Source organism: Candidatus Acidiferrales bacterium (genome assembly GCA_035515795.1).
GTDB lineage: Bacteria > Bacteroidota > Ignavibacteria > Kryptoniales > JAKASW01 > JAKASW01.
In genome coordinates this window covers 46,686-68,563 of sequence record DATJAY010000026.1, presented here as the reverse complement: position 1 = coordinate 68,563, position 21,878 = coordinate 46,686, and the positions used below count along the sequence as shown (strand labels likewise).

Annotated in this window: 15 protein-coding genes; 4 read left to right on the top strand and 11 right to left on the bottom strand. The window is 47.8% G+C overall.

Features of this window, described 5'->3' with window-relative positions:
• Positions 1–1,775, top strand: a 1,775-nt coding sequence (locus VLX91_11250) for a putative Ig domain-containing protein (GenBank protein ID HUI30785.1), incomplete at its 5' end; no start/stop codon positions are given.
• Positions 1,776–1,881: 106 nt separating this feature from the next.
• Here the strand turns inward: VLX91_11250 and queF are convergent.
• From queF to VLX91_11235, 3 genes are all read right to left on the bottom strand, one after another.
• Positions 1,882–2,304 carry a preQ(1) synthase gene (queF, locus tag VLX91_11245; protein ID HUI30784.1) on the bottom strand — a complete coding sequence of 141 codons (423 nt, stop codon included), beginning with the start codon at positions 2,302–2,304 and terminating at the stop codon, positions 1,882–1,884.
• Positions 2,305–2,515: 211 nt separating this feature from the next.
• Positions 2,516–3,811 (bottom strand): hypothetical protein, encoded by a 1,296-nt coding sequence (locus tag VLX91_11240; protein HUI30783.1) that lies wholly within the window; start codon positions 3,809–3,811, stop codon positions 2,516–2,518.
• Between the two features lie 112 nt (positions 3,812–3,923).
• Positions 3,924–5,534 (bottom strand): tetratricopeptide repeat protein, encoded by a 1,611-nt coding sequence (locus VLX91_11235; protein ID HUI30782.1) that lies wholly within the window; start codon positions 5,532–5,534, stop codon positions 3,924–3,926.
• A 696-nt stretch (positions 5,535–6,230) separates the two neighbouring features.
• Here VLX91_11235 and VLX91_11230 point away from each other — a divergent pair.
• Both VLX91_11230 and VLX91_11225 read left to right on the top strand, forming a co-directional pair.
• The gene (locus VLX91_11230) at positions 6,231–8,066 is read left to right on the top strand and encodes a protein kinase (GenBank protein HUI30781.1); all 1,836 of its coding nucleotides are present in this window, start codon (positions 6,231–6,233) and stop codon (positions 8,064–8,066) included.
• Positions 8,063–9,268, top strand: a complete 1,206-nt coding sequence (locus VLX91_11225; protein HUI30780.1) for a formylglycine-generating enzyme family protein — start codon at positions 8,063–8,065, stop codon at positions 9,266–9,268. Before VLX91_11230 ends, VLX91_11225 begins: the two co-directional genes overlap by 4 nt.
• A 47-nt stretch (positions 9,269–9,315) precedes the next feature.
• Here the strand turns inward: VLX91_11225 and VLX91_11220 are convergent, their stop codons facing one another.
• The 8 genes from VLX91_11220 to kdpC all read right to left on the bottom strand — a co-directional run bounded on the left by VLX91_11220 (position 9,316) and on the right by kdpC (position 18,215).
• The gene (locus tag VLX91_11220) at positions 9,316–10,068 is read right to left on the bottom strand and encodes a response regulator (GenBank protein HUI30779.1); all 753 of its coding nucleotides are present in this window, start codon (positions 10,066–10,068) and stop codon (positions 9,316–9,318) included.
• Positions 10,065–12,770 (bottom strand): sensor histidine kinase KdpD, encoded by a 2,706-nt coding sequence (locus VLX91_11215; GenBank protein HUI30778.1) that lies wholly within the window; start codon positions 12,768–12,770, stop codon positions 10,065–10,067. Before VLX91_11215 ends, VLX91_11220 begins: the two co-directional genes overlap by 4 nt.
• A gap of 47 nt (positions 12,771–12,817) precedes the next feature.
• Positions 12,818–13,141, bottom strand: a complete 324-nt coding sequence (locus VLX91_11210) for a hypothetical protein (GenBank protein ID HUI30777.1) — start codon at positions 13,139–13,141, stop codon at positions 12,818–12,820.
• Between the two features lie 55 nt (positions 13,142–13,196).
• Positions 13,197–15,317 carry a potassium-transporting ATPase subunit KdpB gene (gene kdpB, locus VLX91_11205; protein ID HUI30776.1) on the bottom strand — a complete coding sequence of 707 codons (2,121 nt, stop codon included), beginning with the start codon at positions 15,315–15,317 and terminating at the stop codon, positions 13,197–13,199.
• Between the two features lie 217 nt (positions 15,318–15,534).
• Positions 15,535–17,277, bottom strand: a complete 1,743-nt coding sequence (gene kdpA, locus VLX91_11200; protein HUI30775.1) for a potassium-transporting ATPase subunit KdpA — start codon at positions 17,275–17,277, stop codon at positions 15,535–15,537.
• Positions 17,274–17,366 (bottom strand): K(+)-transporting ATPase subunit F, encoded by a 93-nt coding sequence (kdpF, locus tag VLX91_11195; protein HUI30774.1) that lies wholly within the window; start codon positions 17,364–17,366, stop codon positions 17,274–17,276. Before kdpF ends, kdpA begins: the two co-directional genes overlap by 4 nt.
• Positions 17,363–17,497, bottom strand: coding sequence for a hypothetical protein (locus VLX91_11190; GenBank protein HUI30773.1), 135 nt, complete (start codon positions 17,495–17,497; stop codon positions 17,363–17,365). Before VLX91_11190 ends, kdpF begins: the two co-directional genes overlap by 4 nt.
• Positions 17,498–17,615: 118 nt before the next feature.
• The gene (gene kdpC, locus VLX91_11185; protein ID HUI30772.1) at positions 17,616–18,215 is read right to left on the bottom strand and encodes a potassium-transporting ATPase subunit KdpC; all 600 of its coding nucleotides are present in this window, start codon (positions 18,213–18,215) and stop codon (positions 17,616–17,618) included.
• Positions 18,216–18,894: 679 nt separating this feature from the next.
• On the opposite strand from kdpC, the gene ppsA reads away from it, so the two are divergent.
• On the top strand, positions 18,895–21,591 hold the full coding sequence (gene ppsA / locus VLX91_11180) for a phosphoenolpyruvate synthase (GenBank protein HUI30771.1): 2,697 nt from the start codon (positions 18,895–18,897) through the stop codon (positions 21,589–21,591).
• Positions 21,592–21,878 lie beyond the last annotated feature (287 nt).

The following is a 21,878-nucleotide window of genomic DNA, read 5'->3' as shown; positions in this document are numbered from 1 at the left end:
TACAGCAGTCTGTAAATGGGAACCAAACTCTCATCATACCTTCGAACGTTTCGACCATGAACGTAGCGGTTGCTTGCACGTGCTATCAGGGCGGTATCATGAAGATCAGCGGGATGTATCTCCGAAAGAAGCTTCCCGTTCAATTGAAAATAGTTTCCTCGCCGGACACGATGGTTGCAAATAATGCAAACTACTCCAGCCAAATACAGACCGCGAGTGTCTATCCCGGTGATATCATTTCCTATAATCTGTCCGTCGCTCCATCATGGCTGCAGATTAGCAACACCGGAGTTCTTTCAGGCATCGCCCCATCTTCCGTCAGTGTCTTCCCGGTAACGATCGTTGCGAGCGACCAGCACGGCGACAAAGATTCAATTTCGTTTAATCTCCATGTCGTAGATCCTATCGGTGCAATCGAGATCAGTTCACCGCCCGACACGGTAGTCGCTCCTAATGCAACATATTACTATTCTGTCTATGCTACAGGATCATACCTTACCGATACGCTGCAATATATTAAGCTCAGTGGGCCGGACTGGTTATCCATGTCTCCGGACGGCATTCTCATCGGCACTGCCCCTGCAACGGATTCGATAACGCATATGGTTTCAATTCTAGTTAGAGACCAGCATGCCGATGCAGATACTCAGTCGTTCTCGCTTGCCGTTCATCCGTTGGTTTTAGATGATTTTAGTTACAGTGATTCCCCACTCAACCATGGCTGGATTTCAACGTTAGGAAATGGAACCACCTCGGTGGGTTTTGATTCCACAATTAATGCACGAACCATGAATCTATCCACATCCGGCGGTCTAGACTTTGGCGTTGACAAGTACGGCCGCTGGCTCGCCAATACAATCACTGCACAAGTTAAGTCGAGTTCCGATTTTATGTTGAAAGTGTGGGTAACTGACTCAAACGGGACTTCCGTCTACCTGCAATATTTCTCGAGCGATGGGGAGACGACGACTGGTTCCGGCAATACAATTTCTTTTTATCTTGGAAGCCAGATCAAAAACGGAAGCTGGCAGTCATTTGCCAGGAATCTTAGCTTCGACTTGAACAACGCAAAATGGGGAGCTACTGTTCGAAGGGTGCTGGGATTTTCTATCAGAGGCACCATCCAGATTGGGGACCTGGAATTGGGCGGGAATCCAAACGGCTTGGATGCCTCGCTTGTTGTCCAAGCAAATGACTTCCTTGCGAAGCCGGACTTCGGGTCGGTCACGCTTTCGTGGAAGACGCAATCTGAGGTGAACAATGCAGGTTTCAATATCCTTCGCCAGGATCCGGGGATAGCTTCATTCATGCCGATTGCAAATTATCGAAGCAACAATGCACTGAAAGGGATGGGAACGAATTCTGTCGGCAGGAGTTACGCGTTCATGGATACGAAAGTCAAATCTGGTTCAACTTACCAGTACAAAATCCAAAGCGTGACAACCGGTGGAATTACGAAAGATCTCACAACACTAAAGGCGACTGTAGGTGTTCCGGAGGAGTACGCTCTTTACCAAAATTATCCCAATCCTTTTAACCCATCGACAACCATACGATTCGATTTGAAGCAGGCATCGCGGGTCACGCTCGAGATTTACAACATGCTCGGGCAGAAAGTACAGTGTTGGAGTTACGGGCTAATGGATGCCGGAAGATATAACGAAACCGTGAACATGGATAGATTAGCCAGCGGAGCATACTATTACAGGATCAGTGCATTCGGAAACGACGGAAAGAGATTTGTTTCGGTGAGGAAATTACTCCTGATGAAGTAGATAAACACCATTACCTAAGCACAGGCACGTGCGTCAAAGAAATCCTTTACCGGTTAGGAATACTTCAACTGCGTGAGTGTATTTTCCCCCGGCGCGGGGTCGCCTCTCATTTCTTACCATGCTCAGCTTCCACTGTAATTGAAATCCCACCGCGTACCGCAAACTCCGCCGTCACTTTACACCATCGCGGTGCTAATGCCTCGATCAAATCATCGAGGATTACATTCGCAACATGTTCATGGAACACACCTTCGTTGCGGTATGACCAGAGGTATAGTTTCATAGACTTTGACTCAACGATCTTCTTATTCGGGATGTACTGGATGGTCAGTTTGCCAAAGTCCGGCTGTCCAGTCGCCGGACACACGCAAGTAAATTCACCGGTTCGGAGAGTCACTACATAATCACGACGGGGATGATGATTCGGAAAAGTCTCAAGTTTCTTCTGCGGCTTCGTCCCCTTGCCCAGAAGTGTCAATTGAGAAAGATCGGATTCCATTGTCGCGCGAACATTATTCTTATTCTTCATGGTACAGATCAAGATTTGTTATGATTGATCCCGACCTCAAGGTCGGGACAACGACAACCACAAAAGCGAGAGAGCTTTAGCCCTCTTCTATATCGTGGTCAACTCAAACAACTTAGTTCCAAGAAACGACGGAATCAACGGAAGGAAAAACCAACCTTGTCGATGTGAACAGGTACTTTGACAAGGCTGGCATAACTCAATACAGCAACCACTATCTCGGTCGATCTTTCTTCTGATCCTGTGCTTTTTTATCCGATGGAGGCGGAGACTTCGGCGAAGAATCATGATTTGGCGTCGTATTATTCTGAGACGGCTGAACAGTCCGAGGCCGCTCAGTAGGAGCATGGTTCTGCGGTGGAGGTGATTGGTTTCCCCGTGTTGGATTCTGTGTCGGCCGTTCCGGCGGGCTTTGCGGTGGTGGCGGCTCGTGTGGCGGCGGTGAGGTAGGCGCTCGACGTTCAGGCGAATTCGGATTTTGAGGAGTGACCGGATTATGCTCCGGCGGATTGATCGGTCTCGGGCGCACCACTGGGTTTGTCGGCGGATTGGGATTCGTCGGAGCTGTAGGTTGAGTCGACGGCGACAACGGACGCTCTCGGTGCGGCGGTGGTCCTGCTGGCGGAGGAGGATTATGAATTACGACCACTGGTGGTGGAGTCGGCGGTGAAGGCGGTGGTCCCGGCGGTCCGGGCGGTGGATAGGGCGTTGGGCCGGGAGGAGGCCCGGGTGGTGGTAGAGGCGTTGGCCCAATAGGTGCGATCGGGACTTTCTCCCACTCGCCGTAAGCATTCACAACACATTCATAGGTGTCAGTACCCCATGGTGTTTGATCGGAGACGTTAGCCGCCTGAAGATCATAAGAAAAAGAAAGAGTATACCAGTGTCTGATCAGTGACCAATCATTTTGACCATTGGAGCTAACGGCATCGAGTCCGATCGGCACATAATTTTTGAAAAAGTTCCGCATACCCTCTGCTTTGAGTTCAGACCAATCCCCTAGAAAATCGTAGAGCATTTCATTATAGTTACCATCCAACATAACATAAATCGGATGGAACGGGTCGCTGGACTGCGGATGATAATTTAACAGGGTGTACTCTTCATCATTAGTAGGGGACCATGACGATGATGGCATAGTGGCTTCAACACGATCCTGGATGACGGCATACTTGTAAGGATAAGTAGAGACCTGGAAATCTGTGTTCAGCAGAAAAGTAAATAGCGAAGCTGTCGCGTTGCTTATCGGCGAATCGAAAAAAGGCTCTTCCACGATTTGAGTTTCGAGTCTCCAGTTGTTGAAAAATACGCCGAGAAGACTGTCTGATTGAGCGTCATTTGCATCCCATAGAAGATTCAATTGCGAATCGTAAAACTCTTGAGATTCTAATCGATTTAAATCGCTGCCGGCGATTGGCGGTGTCGATCCTTGCGCAAACGCTTCGGAATATCCAAACTTGAACAGGATTGACACGAGAAGGAAAAATGCGAACGCTGAAATTGTTTTCATCTCTCTACCTCCCTACTAATATTTAACTCGCTGCGTGCCATCATAATCTTAGACGCCATGATATGGGTAAGGTTCATTCATAATGTACAGCAGTAATTACGATTAAGAAATATTAATCGCCGTTTACTCCGGATACGTCGAACTCCTTATCGCTCGGTCTTAACTGATCATACAGTCGCTTCAGCGAGTCGTACGCACTTCTGCTACCCCGCTGAGCGCAATTGCGATATAGTCTAACTGCTTCCGCCGTGTTTTGCGGCTCACCGATTCCGTGTTCATAGCAATACCCGAGCGCAAGCTGGCCGATCAATGATCCTTCATCAGATGCAACAACCAATGTTCGAACCGCTTTTTCAACATGATCTTTATCGCCTATGTCTCGCGCAATCGGCAGCACGCTGTCTGAATTCAAGCCCGAACTGTCCGATAAAATCTCCGCAGCGGAGAGCCTGATCTGAGCATCACGACTTCCTTCCATCACAGCACGTTTCCAGCATTGGTTGCCAAGGGCCGGATTCTGCTTCGTCCATTGTCCCGTAAAATAACATCTTCCGAGCTCGATGAGGGAAGGAATGTTACCATGGTCGGCGGCAACGACAAGAAGATGGAACGCCTGTTCCTGAAGTATTCGCTGATCTAAACCAAGCTCAACCAAGCCGGCCCAAACGAATGCCGCATCGTCGTCGTTCTTTCGAGTTCGCGCTTCAACTTCCTCAGGAAAAGTCTTTTCGCGGACAAGATTCAAAAGCAGTAGTGGAGCACGACGAGAATCTAAGCGTGCCGCCCGAAGATATTGTTCCGCAGCAAGAATTCTATCGCGCGGCACACCAACACCTTTTTCGTAACAGCGGCCGAGCACCGCAAGCGCTTCGGGGATCCCGCTTTGTGCAGCTCGTTCGATTATACCGATACCCGTTGTATCACCTTGTGGCTCAAACATTCTAGACACACCGAGCGCTTTTCGGAATTCTTCATCTCCTTGGTGGAAGGCTTCGTTTAAGAGCGTCAAGTCATCCACATGGGTGGTCGTGTCTTTTCCAAAGTCAATGTAAACGGGTTCGACAGAGCTGAATGACTCCGCGGACACCCTCGCAGAAGACGAATCACGTGGAGGCATTGAGGCCGCCTCGTTCGAAACAGTGATTCCCCTATTGATAAATTCCTGGAGCACTTTACGCGCGGGTTCGTAATTTGCATCAGCAGCAGCTTTCACGTAATTGTATGCCTCTACCCAGTCGCGCGCCACGACCAGGTTATCTGTATAAAATAAACCCATGACAAACTCAGCTTCGGGGAGGTGGTAATCTGCCGCGGTTTTAAACCAGCGGTAGGCTTCGAACGGATTCCACTTTACTCCCCAACCATTGTCGAGAAAAACGCCGAAATTATATTGAGCAATGGACATGTTCTGCCTCGCTGCCTTTTCGATCCAGTATGCGGCTTTTGTCGTGTCCGCAGGAAACCCCTTGCCGAGGAAATATCGGAGTCCAAGTTCCTGTTGGGCCGCAGGGTCACCCTCGTTCGCTTTGTGGACTACCATGAAGCCTTCCCAAAGCTGGTATTCAATATCAGACGCCCTGATCAATTGCGTCGAATTCGGTGGTCTGTAGTCTTTGAATACAGAGGAGCGCGTCGTGTCCTGCCCGTAAACAAGGGAAAAACGCGAAATGGATAAGACAATGAAAGTTAGAAAGACGGATGCATGATAAACACTATTATTCATTAAATATCTCTAAAATATTCCCGGGTCTTCAACTGCCTTCTTTCAAGAATTTTCAACTCTCAGAAGCGAAAATGATCAAATAGGAATTTAATCACATTAGCATAAGAAAAAGAGACAGTATTTTGATGGCTATGCATTTCTCAAGACCTTTGAAATCATGCAAAGCCTGTCAGAAGCAAGACGAGTTCTCCCAAAAACGTGCTCATTTCGAAGGCGAGCGCCTGGCGAACTATCTCTAATGACAGAGTAATCCCGTTTGCCTGTGAGTGAAACGCCCAAGGATTGATTGCACAAATGAGTCAAATTCATTAATTCGTTTTTCAATAAAAATGGTGACTCATATTTGACGTCAAATAAACTGCGAAAACACTCCATTTAGGACAAATCGCTGAAATAAGAGTAGCCCGACAAAAAGTTATTTTTTCCAAAAGAGAAACTTGACTTTTTCATAGACGAGCCGTACCTTGGGAATGATGTAATCCAGGATTTATATGGCGTTGAGTGTGGGCTGGAACTGATAATGATAAATGAGAATGCGTCCTGTGAACAGGCTTAAACAGGAACTCATGACAATGGCTTCTAGTATCTGGATGAGCAGAAAACTTGCGCGAGTCTTTGATGGTTGGACTCACAGGGTTGCAGTATGCGAGCCATGCAAGTTGCAAGGCTGGTACTCAAAGATAATGGAGGGATAAAATGGAACCGAACGCTGCAAATGAGAAAAGGCAAACAGCTGCCGGAGACGCCCCAAAGATTATTTACTTGACGGACGAAGCAAGGGCACAGAAAGAGGGTAAGTGCCCATATTGCGGAGGTGAAGTAGCGAGCGATGCTGGAAAGTGTGAACACTGCGGAAAATCACTTGCGACCTCCAGTGAGGCTGCCGAAAAGGCATCGTCAAGCGGAGCTGTAAATTTCGATTCGCTCGGTTACGTTAAGAGTGCGCTCGCATCGAAGTACGAGGTATTGGAAGAAGTTGTTAAGACCGACACGTCGAATATTTTCCGGGCAATTCACCTGGCATTGGGAAAAGAAGTCGCATTGAAAGTATTGCTGCGGAGTGTGGCACAGGACCGCGACTATACAGATAGGTTTCATCGAAGGGCACGGGCAATCGACAAGCTTTCACAGAGTAATATAATCAGAATCTATGACGAGGGAGTCGATAGCGGCATACACTATATGGCCATGGAATTCTTGAAAGGCATTAACCTGGAAGGAAGAATCGCACGGCATGGTACGCTATCGCCGGACGAGATGACCAGTATTTTGATGCCGATAATCAACGCCCTTGGCCATGCACACCGCCATGGCATAGTGCACGGCAATATCAAATGCTCAAGTATATTCATTCATGACGATGGAAGAATTATTTTGTTCGGCTTTGGAACTCAGCGATTGACCAGTGGTAATCAACTTTCGTTCAATCGCGATCAAAATTCTTTTGAATACTTAAGCCCTGAAGAAGCAAGTGGAAAAGTCGCGGATGGAAGAAGCGACATATATTCTCTAGGAATAGTGATGTATTACTCTCTTACCGGTAGATTTCCCTACAGTGGATCAAATTCTGCTATCACGATCAACGCGATAACTACCGGACAGTATACACCTATTAACAGGCTAAGGCCGTTGCCACAATGGTATGAACGAATAGTGGACAAGTGCTTGCAGAAGGATGTCATGAAGAGAATCCAGAGCTGCGGCGAACTTGTCGGACTATTCAATGCCAGCGCGACCGCTTCATCGACGAGCGCCAAATCGTCCGAGCAGCTTGAGAGAGAAATTCTGCCAGCAGAGCTGCCAAAGGAACAACCGGCGGCGAAGATCAAAACATCACCAGTCGTTGAACAGCCAATTGAAAGAGAGCCCTCCATAATCGAGCATCCAAGGGTCAAGCCTCCGGCTGTTATTGAGGAACCGGCCGGATATGAAGTGAAGGGCGAAGGAAAAGGAAAAAGCAAGGCGTTGCTATTGATAGCAGCTTTCGCTATGGTAGCAGTTTTGGCCGTAGGGATAACATTGATGATGAAGAGCGGCAACGGAAATTCTAATGGATTGCTCGCGCCCAGCGGGAACACAAGGCAGATGCGAACCGAGGAAAACTCTCTTCCGTCCCGAGAAAACATCAATAATAACGCAGCCCGGCCAACTCAACAGGCTCCTTCGACGGAGATAACTAAACCTGTACCGCCTCCGACTACATCCACTGATCAAGAAGCATCTTCATCTGAGACACGAAAACCCAGTTCATTGAAGGCATCTGCGAGGAGCAAAGTCAGCTCTTCAAAAGAAGCACAAAAAGAACAGATAGTGACGCCGCCGCCGGCCGTTTCGACTGTCTCCGTGCCCGACCTTACAGGCACGCAGCTCAATACGGCAAAAAGCATTTTGTCCTTGAACGGACTCTCCGTAGGTGCAGTCAGCACGATACCGGATCCGGCAAATGATGGAATAGTCATCAGGCAGGTACCTAAACCAGGTACACAGCTCAAAAAAGGCTCAACCGTTAACTTGATAGTAGGATCGAAGTGAAACTAAAGGCAGTCATCCTTTCGGCAACTCTAATTGTTCTCAGCTTGACTGTCAGTAACCGTGCATTTTCCCAAGTCGCAGTTCCTAAGTATACAGGCTTAACTTACAATAGCCCTTTCAGCAGATACAGTCCGCCGATAGGTTTGGCAATTTTGAGATTCGAGGGTGATGCCTTATTGGATATTAAGTTATTCAATGTCCTTAAGCAGGACACGACCGTTTTGAAAAGGTTCACCATATTTCCTTATAATGTTCTCAAAGCGCAGATGGATGCGCTTGGTTTGACTTCGCTGGATCCGAATGACCCGCATACGCTGAGTCAGCTAAGGGATCAGTTAAATGTCAATATTGTTGCGACCGGCAAGGCGATCAACAATGGATTTGAGTTGCGCCTGGTGGGAACAGACGGGAGCAAAGCATACACTCACTCTTTCTTCAACACAGGTAAATCGACTGCGATCGACGACGCGGCCAGATTGTTTCGCGAGAACGTACAAACCGACTATGTAAACGTCGGCAATGTTACCTGGGTACTCGTCGACAGCGGCTCCTTTCAGATGGGAAGCAGTGAAGGGTACGGCGACGAGCGTCCCGTTCACCGGGTTCATGTAAAATCTTTTAATATGAGTGCCACCGAAGTGTCTTTCGACCAGTATGACGCGTTCTGTGATGCCACGGGCAGGCCGAGAGCGGACGACAACGGATGGGGACGAGGCAAAATGCCGGTGACCAATGTAACATGGGACGACGCCATGGCATATTGCCAATGGCTTTCGGCACAACTTGGAGATGCGGTACGTCTGCCGACTGAAGCCGAGTATGAATTTGCCGCTCGCGGTGGAAACCTAACGAAGGGAGACAAGTTCAGTGGAAGCGACTATCTGGAAGACGTCGGTTGGTTTGTCGGAAATTCAAAAGGGAGGCCGCACGAAGTCGGCGGCAGAATGGCAAATGAACTTGGGATTTACGACCTGAGCGGCAACACCTGGGAGTGGTGCATGGATTGGTACCACAACACTTATGATGGAGCGCCTACGGACGGTACGGCATGGGGCGACGAGAATCTTCAGACACCGTACCATGTCGTAAGAGGAGGATCATGGAACGCCAGCTCTGACAATTGCCGCGTCTCTGTCCGTAACGACGGCACCAGCGGCTGGGTTAACTCGGCAGGATTCCGCATCGTAAAGGAAGCTAAGTAAGTGAGATATAGCGAAGGGGCAGCAGTCTTAAGCTGTATCAAAGCGTGTCAGGGTTGAAATTCTTCTGAACTAAATCTATATCCAATTCCAGATTCAGTTATGATAATTTTGGGAGTCGTCGGATCGTCTTCTATTTTTTTCCGAAGTTGACCGATATAAACGCGCGTGTACTGAGTTTCTTCGGAAAAAGACGGACCCCAAACTTGTTCCAGTATATACTTGTGCGTCAAGACCCTTCCTGCATTTTTGACAAAGAGGGACAGAAGCGCGTATTCGGTGGCCGTTAATTTTAAGATTTCGTTCCCCTTTTTCACGACCCGCGCCGAAAGGTCAACCTGCAAATCGTACAAAGAGAAAATATTTTTTCCTTGCGCAGTCTGGTGGTGTCTGACCGCCGCTCTCACGCGCGCGAGAAGTTCACCAGTGCGAAAGGGCTTGACGAGATAATCATCTGCACCTGCATCCAGGCAGGCGATTATATCCTTCTCTAAGCTGCGAACCGAAAGGATCAGGATCGGCACCGAAGACCACTCCCGCACCTTCTTCAATACTTCCAATCCATCCATATCAGGCAATCCCAAGTCAAGAATTACGAGCTCAGGTCGTTCCGATGCGACTTTCGCCAACCCCTCGTTTGCTTTCATTGCCGAACGAACGAGATATCCGTTTGATTCCAAGGTCAATTCAAGAAGCTTGCGGATCTGCGTCTCATCATCGATGACCAAGATTACAGGCTTGCTCGCCTCGTCCTCACTTTGGCGGAGCGGGCCGACCCCGCCTAGTCCGGGCTCGTTGCTCAAGAGGTCCTCTCCTCTTTTGTTATTCCATCGTACTTGATTCCATTTTTTGAATCGATAGGGAGATAGATCGTAAACTCTGCTCCACCTTCAGGTCGATTCCTCGCTGTGATCTTGCCGTGGTGCGCTTCGACGAATCCTTTCGCAATTGTCAGCCCAAGCCCCGTACCACCCGATCCGCCATTAGCAGCCCGATAAAACTTCTCAAAGACTTTCTCCGTATCTTTTTCTTGCAGACCCGGCCCGCAGTCTGCCACCGAAATTGCGCATTTCCCTTCTTCGAGAAAACTTCTTACAAGAATCTCAGTACCTTTCGGAGTATAAAGTGCTGAATTGTGAATCAAATTCGTCAAAGCCTGCTCGATCAAGACAAAATCCAGTCTGAGAAGAGGGACATCATCCTCGACTTTAATACTTACAGTACGCTGCATCAATTCTCTCTCGAGCCCTCTTATCGATTGGCTTACTATGTCCCTGACATCACACCAGTCCAATTTTGGCTGGATCATTCCTGATTCGAGCCGAGTCATATCCAACAAGTTGGCGACGAGGCGGTTCAACCTTTCTGCAGCAATGTGGATTTCCTTCGCTTTACTTATTTGAGATTTGCGGTCCCGAGTGTCAGGCTCGGCTGAGAGAAGGTTCTCCGACATTCCCATGATTGTGGCAATGGGAGTTCTAAATTCGTGTGAGATGGAATTGAAAAGCGTTTTGTAAAGTCGCTCCGATTCTGCGAGGACGATCGATTTCTTGTTTACCTCATTCAGCAACTCTCTTTCGATTGCAGAAGTTATTTGGGAAATGAAATTTTCCAGAAGCGATTCCTGATCAAGAGACAGTCTGGTATCGTCGGAGAACTTTACTCCAATAACTCCCAATGGATAACGCGGTCCGGACATCGGGAAATAAGTCGCGTGTGATGACGGCAGGGTGTCAGTGTTTTTGCCAGCGCGCTTCTCATTCCAATAGACCCATTCGGCTACCCCCATTTCTTTCGCATCCGGGAAAAAGGTGCTGGCATCATGTGCGGTTCGAAAAATTTCTCCCGCTGTGTCTCCGAGAATAACCGCCACGTCGGCATTGAAGTATTTTTTCAGATTGGAGACGGCGGCCCGCATGACTTCGTCCTGAGAGTGAGCCGATGAAAGGTCCTTCGTCAGGGAAAACAACGCCGAAGTCTTTTCTTCACGCTGCCGAAGTAGTTTCTCTCTTTTTCGTACCCTTGCGGAAAGGACACCGGTAACAGAGGCCACTAGAAAGTATAAACTCAACAAAAGCGCGTCTTCAAGATTTCCTACTGAAAAGGTAAACCTTGGAGGGATGAAGAGGAAATCCCACGCAAGCACGCCGATTGCTGCACCGAGAAGAGTTGGACCGGGCCCCATCCTGAGCGGAAGAAGCGACACAACTAAAAGAATAATGAACGATACGGTTCTATATCCCATGAACGGTGTCAAAGGATAGCAAAGGAGCGCAGTCAGGAAAACTAGCGCAATTGCCGTAGAATACTGCGCTCCACTCGATTGAAGTCCGGGGAAGAGCATTCGTCTAACTTTGTTTCCTGCCCCCGCTTCCTGCCCGACTATATATATATCTAAATCTTTGCTCTTTTGGATCACTTCATCGACGAGACGGCCTGCCCGCGAGAAAACAGTTCGATCCGGCTTACCGACAAGCATCAGGCCGGCGTTCTGTTCGTGGGCAACCCGCATCAGTGCATCCGCTATGTTTTCATCCGAAGTCGTCACCACCTCTGCGCCGAGCTCTTTAGCCAGCTTCATGTTTTTTGCAAGCTGATCTTTCTCCTCGACGGTCAACTTGGCAGACCGCTCCACATAAACAACCACCCACGATGCATCCATAGTGTAAGAAACTCTTCGCGCCCATCTAATGACCGATACCGAATGCGGACTGGGACTTATTGCCGCTATCAACCTCTGTCCGGACTTCCATGGTCCGGCAATCCGTTTCCCTCGCATGTATTCCCGGAGTTCACGATCAACTCTTTCGGCCGTGAGACGCAGCGACATTTCCCTAAGGGCAGCTAAGTTTCCTTCTCTGAAGAAATTCGCGACCGCCTGCCTGGAGCGATCTGGAGTGTAAACCTTTCCTTCGCTGAGCCGTTTGAGCAAATCCTCCGGAGAAATATCGATCACTTTTACTTCGTCAGCGGACTCAAAAATCGAGTCGGGAACCGTTTCCCTGACAGTGGTGCCGGTTATCTGTGCAACTGCATCTGCCCTGCTTTCAAGATGCTGAACGTTCAATGTAGTATATACATCGATTCCCGCATCCAACAACTCCAGAACGTCTTGGTATCTCTTTGCATGACGGCTCCCTGGAGCGTTCGTGTGCGCGAGTTCATCGACCAGAACTAGTTTCGGTTTTCTCGCCAGGACGGCATCAATGTCCATCTCTTCGAGATATGTACCTCGATATTCCAGCTTTTTCCTTGGAATCACTTCGAGGCCCAAAACAAGTTCGGCGGTCTCCATGCGTTTATGAGTTTCGACATACCCGATAACTACATCTATTCCTTTGGCAACCACATCCCGTGCTTCACTCAACATTGTGTACGTTTTCCCAACCCCGGCGCACATGCCGAAAAATATTTTCAGCTTGCCTTTCTCGCTCCGCTCTTCTTCCTTTTTTATAAGGTTAAGAAGTGCATCGGGATCTGGACGGTTATCGTTTATTTCTGACATTGCATCAGTAATTTAACCAGATTATGGAAAGAAAAAGAGGGACGGTCTTATTTTGCCCAGAATTGGATGACCAACCCGCCTATGACAATCATGGCTATTCCAATCAATCTTGCCCCAGGAATGGTTTCCTTGAAGATGAATCTGCCAAAAAGTGCAGTCACAATCACAAAAACGGATATATACACGCCTAGCATTTTTGAAAAATCCATCTTAACCGTGTTGACTACTATACCATATGAGCTGATTGCCGCAAGTCCCGCGACGATGAAGCCGATTCCCATTCCTCGCATACCTTTTCGAATGAGAGCATCGCCGCCAACTTCAAGCACGGCCGCGGCAAGAAAGATGAATAAGGCAATGAGGTTTTTCATTTCTGTCCATTCCAGTTATCGCTTTAATTACAAATGAAAATACATCGCACCATTTTTATATTACCCTTAGCGCCATCAACAGCATATCGATGAGCTTGATGCCAATGAAGGGAGCAATTACTCCGCCGACACCGTAAATCAAGAGATGTCTTCGCAAAAGATGTACCGCACTCACCGCCCTGTACTTAACTCCTTTCAAAGCAAGCGGAATCAATGTGACTATTATGAGAGCGTTGAAGATAACTGCAGACAAAATTGCGCTTTCAGGTGTAGCCAGTTTCATGATGTTCAAAGCATTTAGAACGGGATAAGTTGTCGCAAACGCTGCCGGAATGATTGCGAAGTACTTTGCGACATCATTTGCGATGCTGAATGTGGTTAGAGTTCCGCGCGTCATCAAGAGCTGTTTGCCTATCTCAACGATTTCCATAAGTTTCGTAGGATTGCTGTCGAGATCGATCATGTTCGCAGCCTCACGTGCGGATTGAGTGCCCGTGTTCATTGCTACCGCCACATCGGCTTGGGCAAGTGCAGGTGCATCGTTTGTGCCGTCGCCAGTCATTGCCACAAGTCGTCCGCCGCTTTGATAATCGCGGATCAGCTTCAGCTTGTCTTCGGGTTTAGCCTCGGCGAGAAAGTCGTCCACGCCTGCTTCGGCTGCAATCGCAGTTGCCGTCAGCGGATTGTCGCCGGTTATCATGACGGTCTTAATTCCCATGCTCCTGAGCTGGGCAAACCGTTCCTTAATTCCTCCCTTGACGATGTCCTTCAAATGAATTACACCGAGCACTTCACCGTTCTCCGCAACTACTAGCGGTGTTCCACCCTTACGCCCGATATCCTGAACAATTTGCTCTATTTGACCAGGATACTTTCCGTTCTGCTCCTCGACAAATTTCTTGATTGAATCTGCCGCACCCTTACGGATACTTCTGAAAGACGCTTTGCTTTCCCCGCGAGCGGAATCTTCGACGGGTTGAATATCCACTCCACTCATCCGCGTCTGTGCGCTGAACGGGACAAACTGCGCCGCAATTTGTTGTATGTCGCGTCCTCGCAAACCGTATTTTTCTTTCGCAAGTACGACGATTGACCTCCCCTCCGGAGTTTCATCGGCGAGCGACGCCAGCTGCGCCGCATCTGCCAGACGTTCCGCTGAAATTCCGGAGGCGGGGACGAACTCGGTCGCCATACGATTGCCAAGCGTCACGGTGCCGGTCTTATCCAACAGCAAAACATCGACATCACCGGCAGCTTCAACGGCGCGGCCTGAAGTTGCAATAACGTTATGGCGTATCATCCGGTCCATCCCCGCTATTCCTATGGCAGATAAAAGTCCTCCGATCGTCGTAGGGATGAGACACACAAGAAGTGCGACGAGAACGGTCACGGTGACAGGCGTTCCCTGTCCGGCAGCCTGAACACAGAAAAGAGAATACGGGAGAAGCGTGACACAAACCATCAAGAAGATTATCGTGAACGCAGCCAACAATATGTCGAGCGCAATTTCGTTCGGAGTCTTCTGCCTTTTCGCTCCCTCGATCAGGTGAATCATCTTATCGAGGAACCCCGCACCCGGATCGGCAGTCATTCGTATCACCAGCCAATCTGAGAGCACACGCGTTCCTCCAGTGACCGCACTGCGGTCTCCGCCGGATTCGCGGATTACCGGAGCGCTCTCACCCGTTATTGCACTCTCATCTACCGATGCAATACCTTCAATCACTTCGCCGTCAGCGGGAATTACGTCGCCCGCTTCGGCAATAAAACAATCTCCTTTATGAAGCGAAGCGGAAGGAACCAGTTCGAATTTCGCTCCGTGGCGCGGCTGGTGAAGAAGCTTCGCCATCGTTTCACGACGCGCCTTTCGAAGGCCCTCGGCCTGCGCTTTACCTCGCCCTTCAGCGAGTGCCTCTGAAAAATTGGCAAAGAGAACCGTGAACCAGAGCCATAAAGAGACCGTTCCAATGTACCATGCAGGAGCCTCGCCATGGCCGACAAGTGCCTGCATCCATAATCCTGTCGTCAGGACGCTTCCGACTTCAACCACAAACATGACGGGGTTGCGCATCATGTTCTTCGGATTCAATTTCAGGAACGAATCAAGAAGCGCGCGCTTAAATATTTCCTTTGTTAAACCTAAAGGTCTTCTAAGCTGTGAAGTTTCTGTAATCATAAACAAGTTTTCCTTTTTCAAGCGAAGTCTTTCGTCTCAACCTCGAGACAAAGAGAAGAGAATGAACAACATGTCTCATAAAGATAAGCGCAGACAAACCATAAGAATGTTGAATGAAAATTCGCGAACTGTGCAAATTATCCCATTCAACTGTAATCTGAAATCTGTACGGCAAACGATGTCTAAACAGACGAAATGTGCCCGCGCTCATTGTCGTTCAGTGTACCATCATTAAATGTTCGACAACCGGGCCAAGTGCAAGCGCGGGGAAAAAATTTAGCGCACCGACAATTAAGATTACCGAGATCAGCCAGAAAACGAACAGAGGAGTGTAGGTCGGTAAAGTTCCCTCGCTTGGCGGCACTTTCTTCTTGCGGACCAGCGAACCAGCTAGTGCCAACGTAGGAATTGCTAGCCAATAACGGGAAACAAACATATCGATAGCGCCGGTGATATTATAGAATGGTGTGTTGGCACCTATTCCCGCGAATGCGCTTCCATTGTTGTTGCCTTGGGAGGTAAAGCAATACAGAATTTCGCTAAAGCCGTGCGGACCAGGATTGGCTATTCCGGCCATCCCTGCTGGAAGTACAACTGCCAATGCAGTGAATATCAAGACTAGGATCGGCATGATGAGAATGAGAAGGGATGCCATCTTCATATCATACGCTTCAATCTTATGTCCCAAATATTCAGGTGTCCTGCCGACGAGAAGCCCTGCAACAAAGACCGCGACAATTACAAACACCAGCATTCCATATAAACCTGAGCCAACGCCGCCGAAAACAACTTCGCCGAGGTGCATCGCGACCAAAGGAATTAATCCTCCGAGCGGCGTGTAAGAATCGTGCATCGAATTAACCGAGCCATTCGAGGCCGAGGTTGTTATCGTCGCCCACAAAGCCGAATTAGCAATCCCGAATCTAACCTCTTTTCCTTCCATATTTCCGCCAGACTGGAAGACACTGGCAGTCTGATCCACTCCAAGTTTTGCGAGGAGAGGATTTCCACCTTGTTCTGCCGGATAGCATACAAACAACATTGCTACTAATATTATCAGCATCGCAGAAATCAGAGCCCATCCCTGCCTCGTGTCGCCAACCATCCTCCCAAACGTGAAGCAAAGTGCAGCCCCGATAAGCAGGATTGCGATCATCTCAAGAAAATTTGAGAATGGAGTCGGATTTTCATAAGGATGCGCAGAGTTTACGTTGAAGAACCCGCCGCCGTTCGTGCCAAGCTGCTTGATGGCAATTTGTGAAGCGGCGGGACCGACGGCTATGACCTGTTCAGTGACTGCGGCTCCGCTGGTGTCTGCCGTCGGCTGAACAAATTTCGCCGTTGCGTATGACGAGAATGTTTGTACAGTACCTTGCGACACGAGGAGTAAAGCAAGAATCACCGACAACGGCAGCAACACATATAAGGTACTTCGCGTCAGGTCAACCCAGAAATTTCCAAGTGTCTTCGCGGAATGACGAACAAGCCCGCGAATAAAAAGAACAAGCACCGCAATTCCAGTTGCTGCTGAGACAAAATTTTGTGTCGTCAGCGCCAGCATCTGCGTCAGATAGCTCATTGTCGTCTCGCCGCCATATCCCTGCCAGTTGGTGTTAGTCCCGAAGCTAACCGCGGTATTAAACGACGAATCAGGACTTACAGCACCAAAATGCATTGGATTCAACGGGAGAAATTGTTGAAGCCGCTGCAGGGCATAGACGATTGCGATTCCGAAGACATTGAAGATCATCATCGCTATTGCATTCTGCTTCCAATCCATCTCCTCATCAGGGTTGATTCCCGAAACACGATAGATAAATTTCTCTACCGGCCCGAAAATCGGATGAAGAAATGTTTTCTTTCCTTCGAATATCCTGGCCATGAATTCGCCCAGCGGTTTGGCGAGAAACACCAGAACGAGCAGGTAAAAAATTATTTGAAATATGCCTTCAAGTGTCATTCGAATCTCTCCGGATTAAGAAGTGCGATAAACAAATAGACAAACAGAGCTAGTGATATGACTCCTGCAACCAAATAGAGCCAGTTCATGATTTTCCTCCAAATTTCTGTTCTTCCTCCGAAGAAGATTTCGCACCCTCGGGAGGAAGCTCGCATATTTTCATGAGTCCCCATGTCAATAGAAGAAGCGCAGCAGTGATGCCAAGATAAATTAGATCCATTGTTATTTCTCCAAACCTTCAGTTTTCATTTTCCTCTTTTTGTCATTCCCGAATGTTTCTATCGGGGATCTGGTCAAGCGCAGCCTGGATTCCCGCCAAGATCGCGCGGGAATGACACTTAATGTTGGTATTCTCCCTTTCCGGAAGACAATTCATCCAGTGCCAAATTCAACTTAAGCACATCGACTCCGGGCTCGCCGATAAATCCTAGAAATCTTCCCTCGGTATATTTGTCGATGAGGTCACGAACCTGATCGGCCTTCAACCCGCGGACTCTTGCGACTCTCGGAAGCTGGTACAGCGCCGCCGCTATGCTTATATGCGGATCGAGCCCGCTTCCGGACGAAGTAACAAGATCTACCGGGATAGGCTGCGTATTCAAAGGATCGACCTTTTTAAGATCGCCGATCCTTTGGTTCACTTCGGCAAGGAGCGCGGGATTCAGCGGCCCGTAATTCGAGCCCGTCGATGCCGCGGCGTTATACTGGTACGGACTCGTCGGCGAAAGACGGCTCCAAAAATATTTCGGATCGCTGAAAGGCTGTCCGATCAAGGTCGAGCCGACCACTTTTCCATCCTTCGTGATCAGGCTTCCATTAGCCTGGGATGGGAAGATTAATTGTGAAATGCCGGTAATTGCTAACGGATAAAGTAGACCGGTGAGGACGGTGAACAGCAGGATGCTGATCCCGGCAATGCGGAGATTTTTCAAAAACATTTTTCATCCTCGTAGTTGTAGAGATATACTTTTTTCATCGGGATAAATATTGTCAATGCCGGATATGTTGTGCAATTAAGGGGATATAAAGAGCGGGAGCAAAGACATAAAGAAATCATAAAAATTTACAAATTCGCTTGAATCGCGACTATCCTTCGAAAGTTCGGGGGCGTTTGACACTTCACGGAGTGGTGGTTTGATTTGGCGAGAAAAGGTGCAGAGGAAAGGCATAAAAACGAAATAAGGCTTTGTCTTTCGGCAAAACATGTACAAAAAATCGCAATACGTTATTGAAGTAGTTCTATGACATATCGTGCAATGCCGCGCCGTCCATGGCGCGGACCGAAAGGATTTTTAGTATCCCTTCGCAGTAGCAGAATAGTTGATGGTTTAATCCATTTAAATTGCTGCTAGAATAACAAAAGGAAGTTTTTCACCCTCCCTTAGACTGGTTGAACTATTTCGGCTCGCTGAATAATTGTTTTCATTTGCTTATAAAAGGATGCACCTTGGCATCGGGTTGGTGTCTTTAAGGTTTACTTCTTTGAAAATTGAATTCTACTACCTTAATTATAACATAGAAAAAATTGTAAATGCAGACTATGTGTTCTCATTTGATAATGCTATAATGAAATAGCACGTTAATGCGATTTGGTGGAGGCTATAATACTCCGATGAATTGTTTAGCCTGAAGGTTGTAATTAAAATTATCAAAGAAGGAATTTCCAAAGAGGGGAAACGGATGAGTTCATTTACGTTAGGTTTTCAGGATATTGACAAAACAAAACTCATGGTTGTTGGGGGTAAAGGCGCGAACCTGGGGGAACTTTCTAAGATTGAAGGAGTCCACGTACCGGATGGCTTTTGTATTTCTACTGAAGCCTTTAAAAGAATCATGGGGGAAACGTCGTCGATTAACGGATTGCTTGATCGGTTATCTCTTCTAAAGGCGGAAGACCGGATAAAAATCGGTCAACTTACCGGTGAGATTCGCAGGGTCATCGAAGGGATACCCATCCCTCAAGATATTAATGAAGAGATAACCCGCTTCATCTCCAGGCTCGGTGAAGAAAATGCCTATGCAGTACGATCCAGCGCAACTGCAGAGGATTTACCGACGGCCTCCTTTGCAGGCCAGCAGGATACGTATTTGAACATTATCGGAAAGAAATCAATCATAAAACACATCAGCAAATGTTGGGCATCCCTATTTACGGACCGCGCAGTAATCTACCGAATGCAAAACGGCTTCGACCACCGTAAAGTTTACCTAGCTGTGGTGGTGCAGAAAATGATCTTCCCGCAGGCGGCGGGAATTTTGTTTACTGCCGATACCGTCAGTTCTAATAGGAAAGTCTTATCCATCGATGCCAGCTTCGGACTTGGTGAGGCCATGGTCTCCGGCCTCGTCAATGCTGATATCTATAAAGTGCGTAACGGCAAGGTTATCGATAAGAAGATATCCACCAAGAAGCTGGCTATTTATGCTGTCAGGGATGGCGGTACAAAAGAACAGGAGATTGAGGCTGAGAGGCAGAACAGGCAAGCGCTGACCGATAAACAGATTTTACAGCTTGAGAGCCTTGGCAGAAAGATCGAAGAACATTTCGGCTGTTCCCAGGACATCGAATGGTGTTTGTCCGAAGGACCCCATCCGGGGGTTGATGATACATTCTATATAGTCCAGAGCCGGCCGATCACTACGTTGTACCCGATCCCCGAAGCAAATGACCAGGGAAATCACATCTATATATCCGTCGGTCATCAGCAAATGATGACCGATGCCATGAAACCATTGGGATTGTCTTTTTACCTGTTAATAACTCCTGCACCCATGCGTAAAGCCGGTGGAAGGTTGTTTGTTGATATAACGCATCATCTCACTTCGCGTGTCAGCAGAAAAAAGATGATTGATATACTGGGTCAATTCGATCCGCTCATAAAAGACGCTCTCTTAAACATTGTCAAGCGAAAAGATTTTATACAATTGTCATCTGGGGATAAAAAAGTACCGGGTCACGTTACCAGTAATAGAGTAATGTCATGGAAATATCCGGCAGAATTCGAAAACGATCCGGCAATCGCTGCAGATTTGATCAAGAGTAGTCAAACATCGTTAGAAGAATTAAAACAAAACATCCAGAAGAAATCAGGAGCGGATCTGTTTGATTTTATTCGGGAAGATATTCAGCGATTAAAGAAAATTTTGTTTAACCCGCTAAGTTTGGATGTTATTATGGTTGCTATGTATGCTTCGTCATGGATCAACAAAAAAATGATGAAGTGGCTTGGTGAAAAGAACGCAGCGGACACGCTCTCTCAATCTGCACCAAACAATATTACTTCGGAGATGGGTCTGGCGCTGTTGGATGTCGCAGATGTGATTCGTCCGTATCCGGAATTAGTTGAGTATTTACGCCATGTAAAAGATGATACCTTTTTGGATGAACTGGTTAAGTTTGATGGTGGAAAGGAAATCCGGGACGCTATCTATGCTTATCTCAGCAAATACGGAATGCGATGTGTCGGGGAAATCGATATTACTAAAACTCGTTGGACTGAAAAACCGACTACACTCGTTCCCATGATTCTGAGTAACATCAAAAACTTTGGGCCTAATGCAGGCAATCGGAAATTTGAGCAAGGGCGGCAGTCAGCTTTGAGAAAAGAACAAGAGTTATTGGATCGATTGAAGCAATTACCGGGTGGTAAACGAAAAGCCAGAGAGACAAAACGGATGATCAGCCTGCTCCGGAATTTCATCGGTTATCGTGAATATCCAAAATACGGCATGATTAATCGCTACTTCATTTATAAGCAAGCTCTACTGAAAGAGGCCGAACAACTCGTACAAGCGGGCGTCCTTCATGAGAAAGAAGATATATACTATCTCGCCTTTGAAGAACTTCACGAAGTGGTACGCACAAACAAACTGGACTACCGGATCATCAGCAAACGAAAGGACGAGTACAAATTATATGAAAGACTAACGCCACCACGTGTAATCACCTCTGAGGGTGAAATCATTGCAGGTGAGTACAAACGAGAAAATCTGCCAGCCGGAGCCATGGTGGGTCTGGCTGTTTCTTCCGGAGTTATAGAGGGACGAGCACGCATCATCTTAAACATGGAAGATGCTGATCCGGAAGATGGAGATATATTGGTCACCTCATTCACCGACCCGAGCTGGACACCATTGTTTGTATCCATAAAAGGCCTGGTCACCGAAGTTGGTGGACTGAATACCCATGGAGCAGTTATCGCCCGTGAATATGGCTTACCTGCAGTTGTCGGAGTAGACAATGCCACCAAACTGATAAAAGATGGGCAACGAATTCGTGTGCATGGAACAGAAGGCTATGTAGAAATCCTATAAAGCAGGGGAATAGGAAAGAGTATCAATTGTATGAATCAGGCCTTAACCAAACTTCCGCTGATTCTTATTTTGTGATTCAGGTGTTAATTGCTATGTCTAAGGCGGCGCCCTCCATGGCGCTGTCTGAGTCTGGAGGCACGATACGTCGCATAACAGCCTATTGCTGACATTTGGAAAAGATGCATTCGTGGAATGGTGGAACACGAGATTCATCATCACGCACAATCATATGTATACCTTAACCTTCTGAAAGTAAAAACGCCTCCGATATTCGGTATGACATCGGA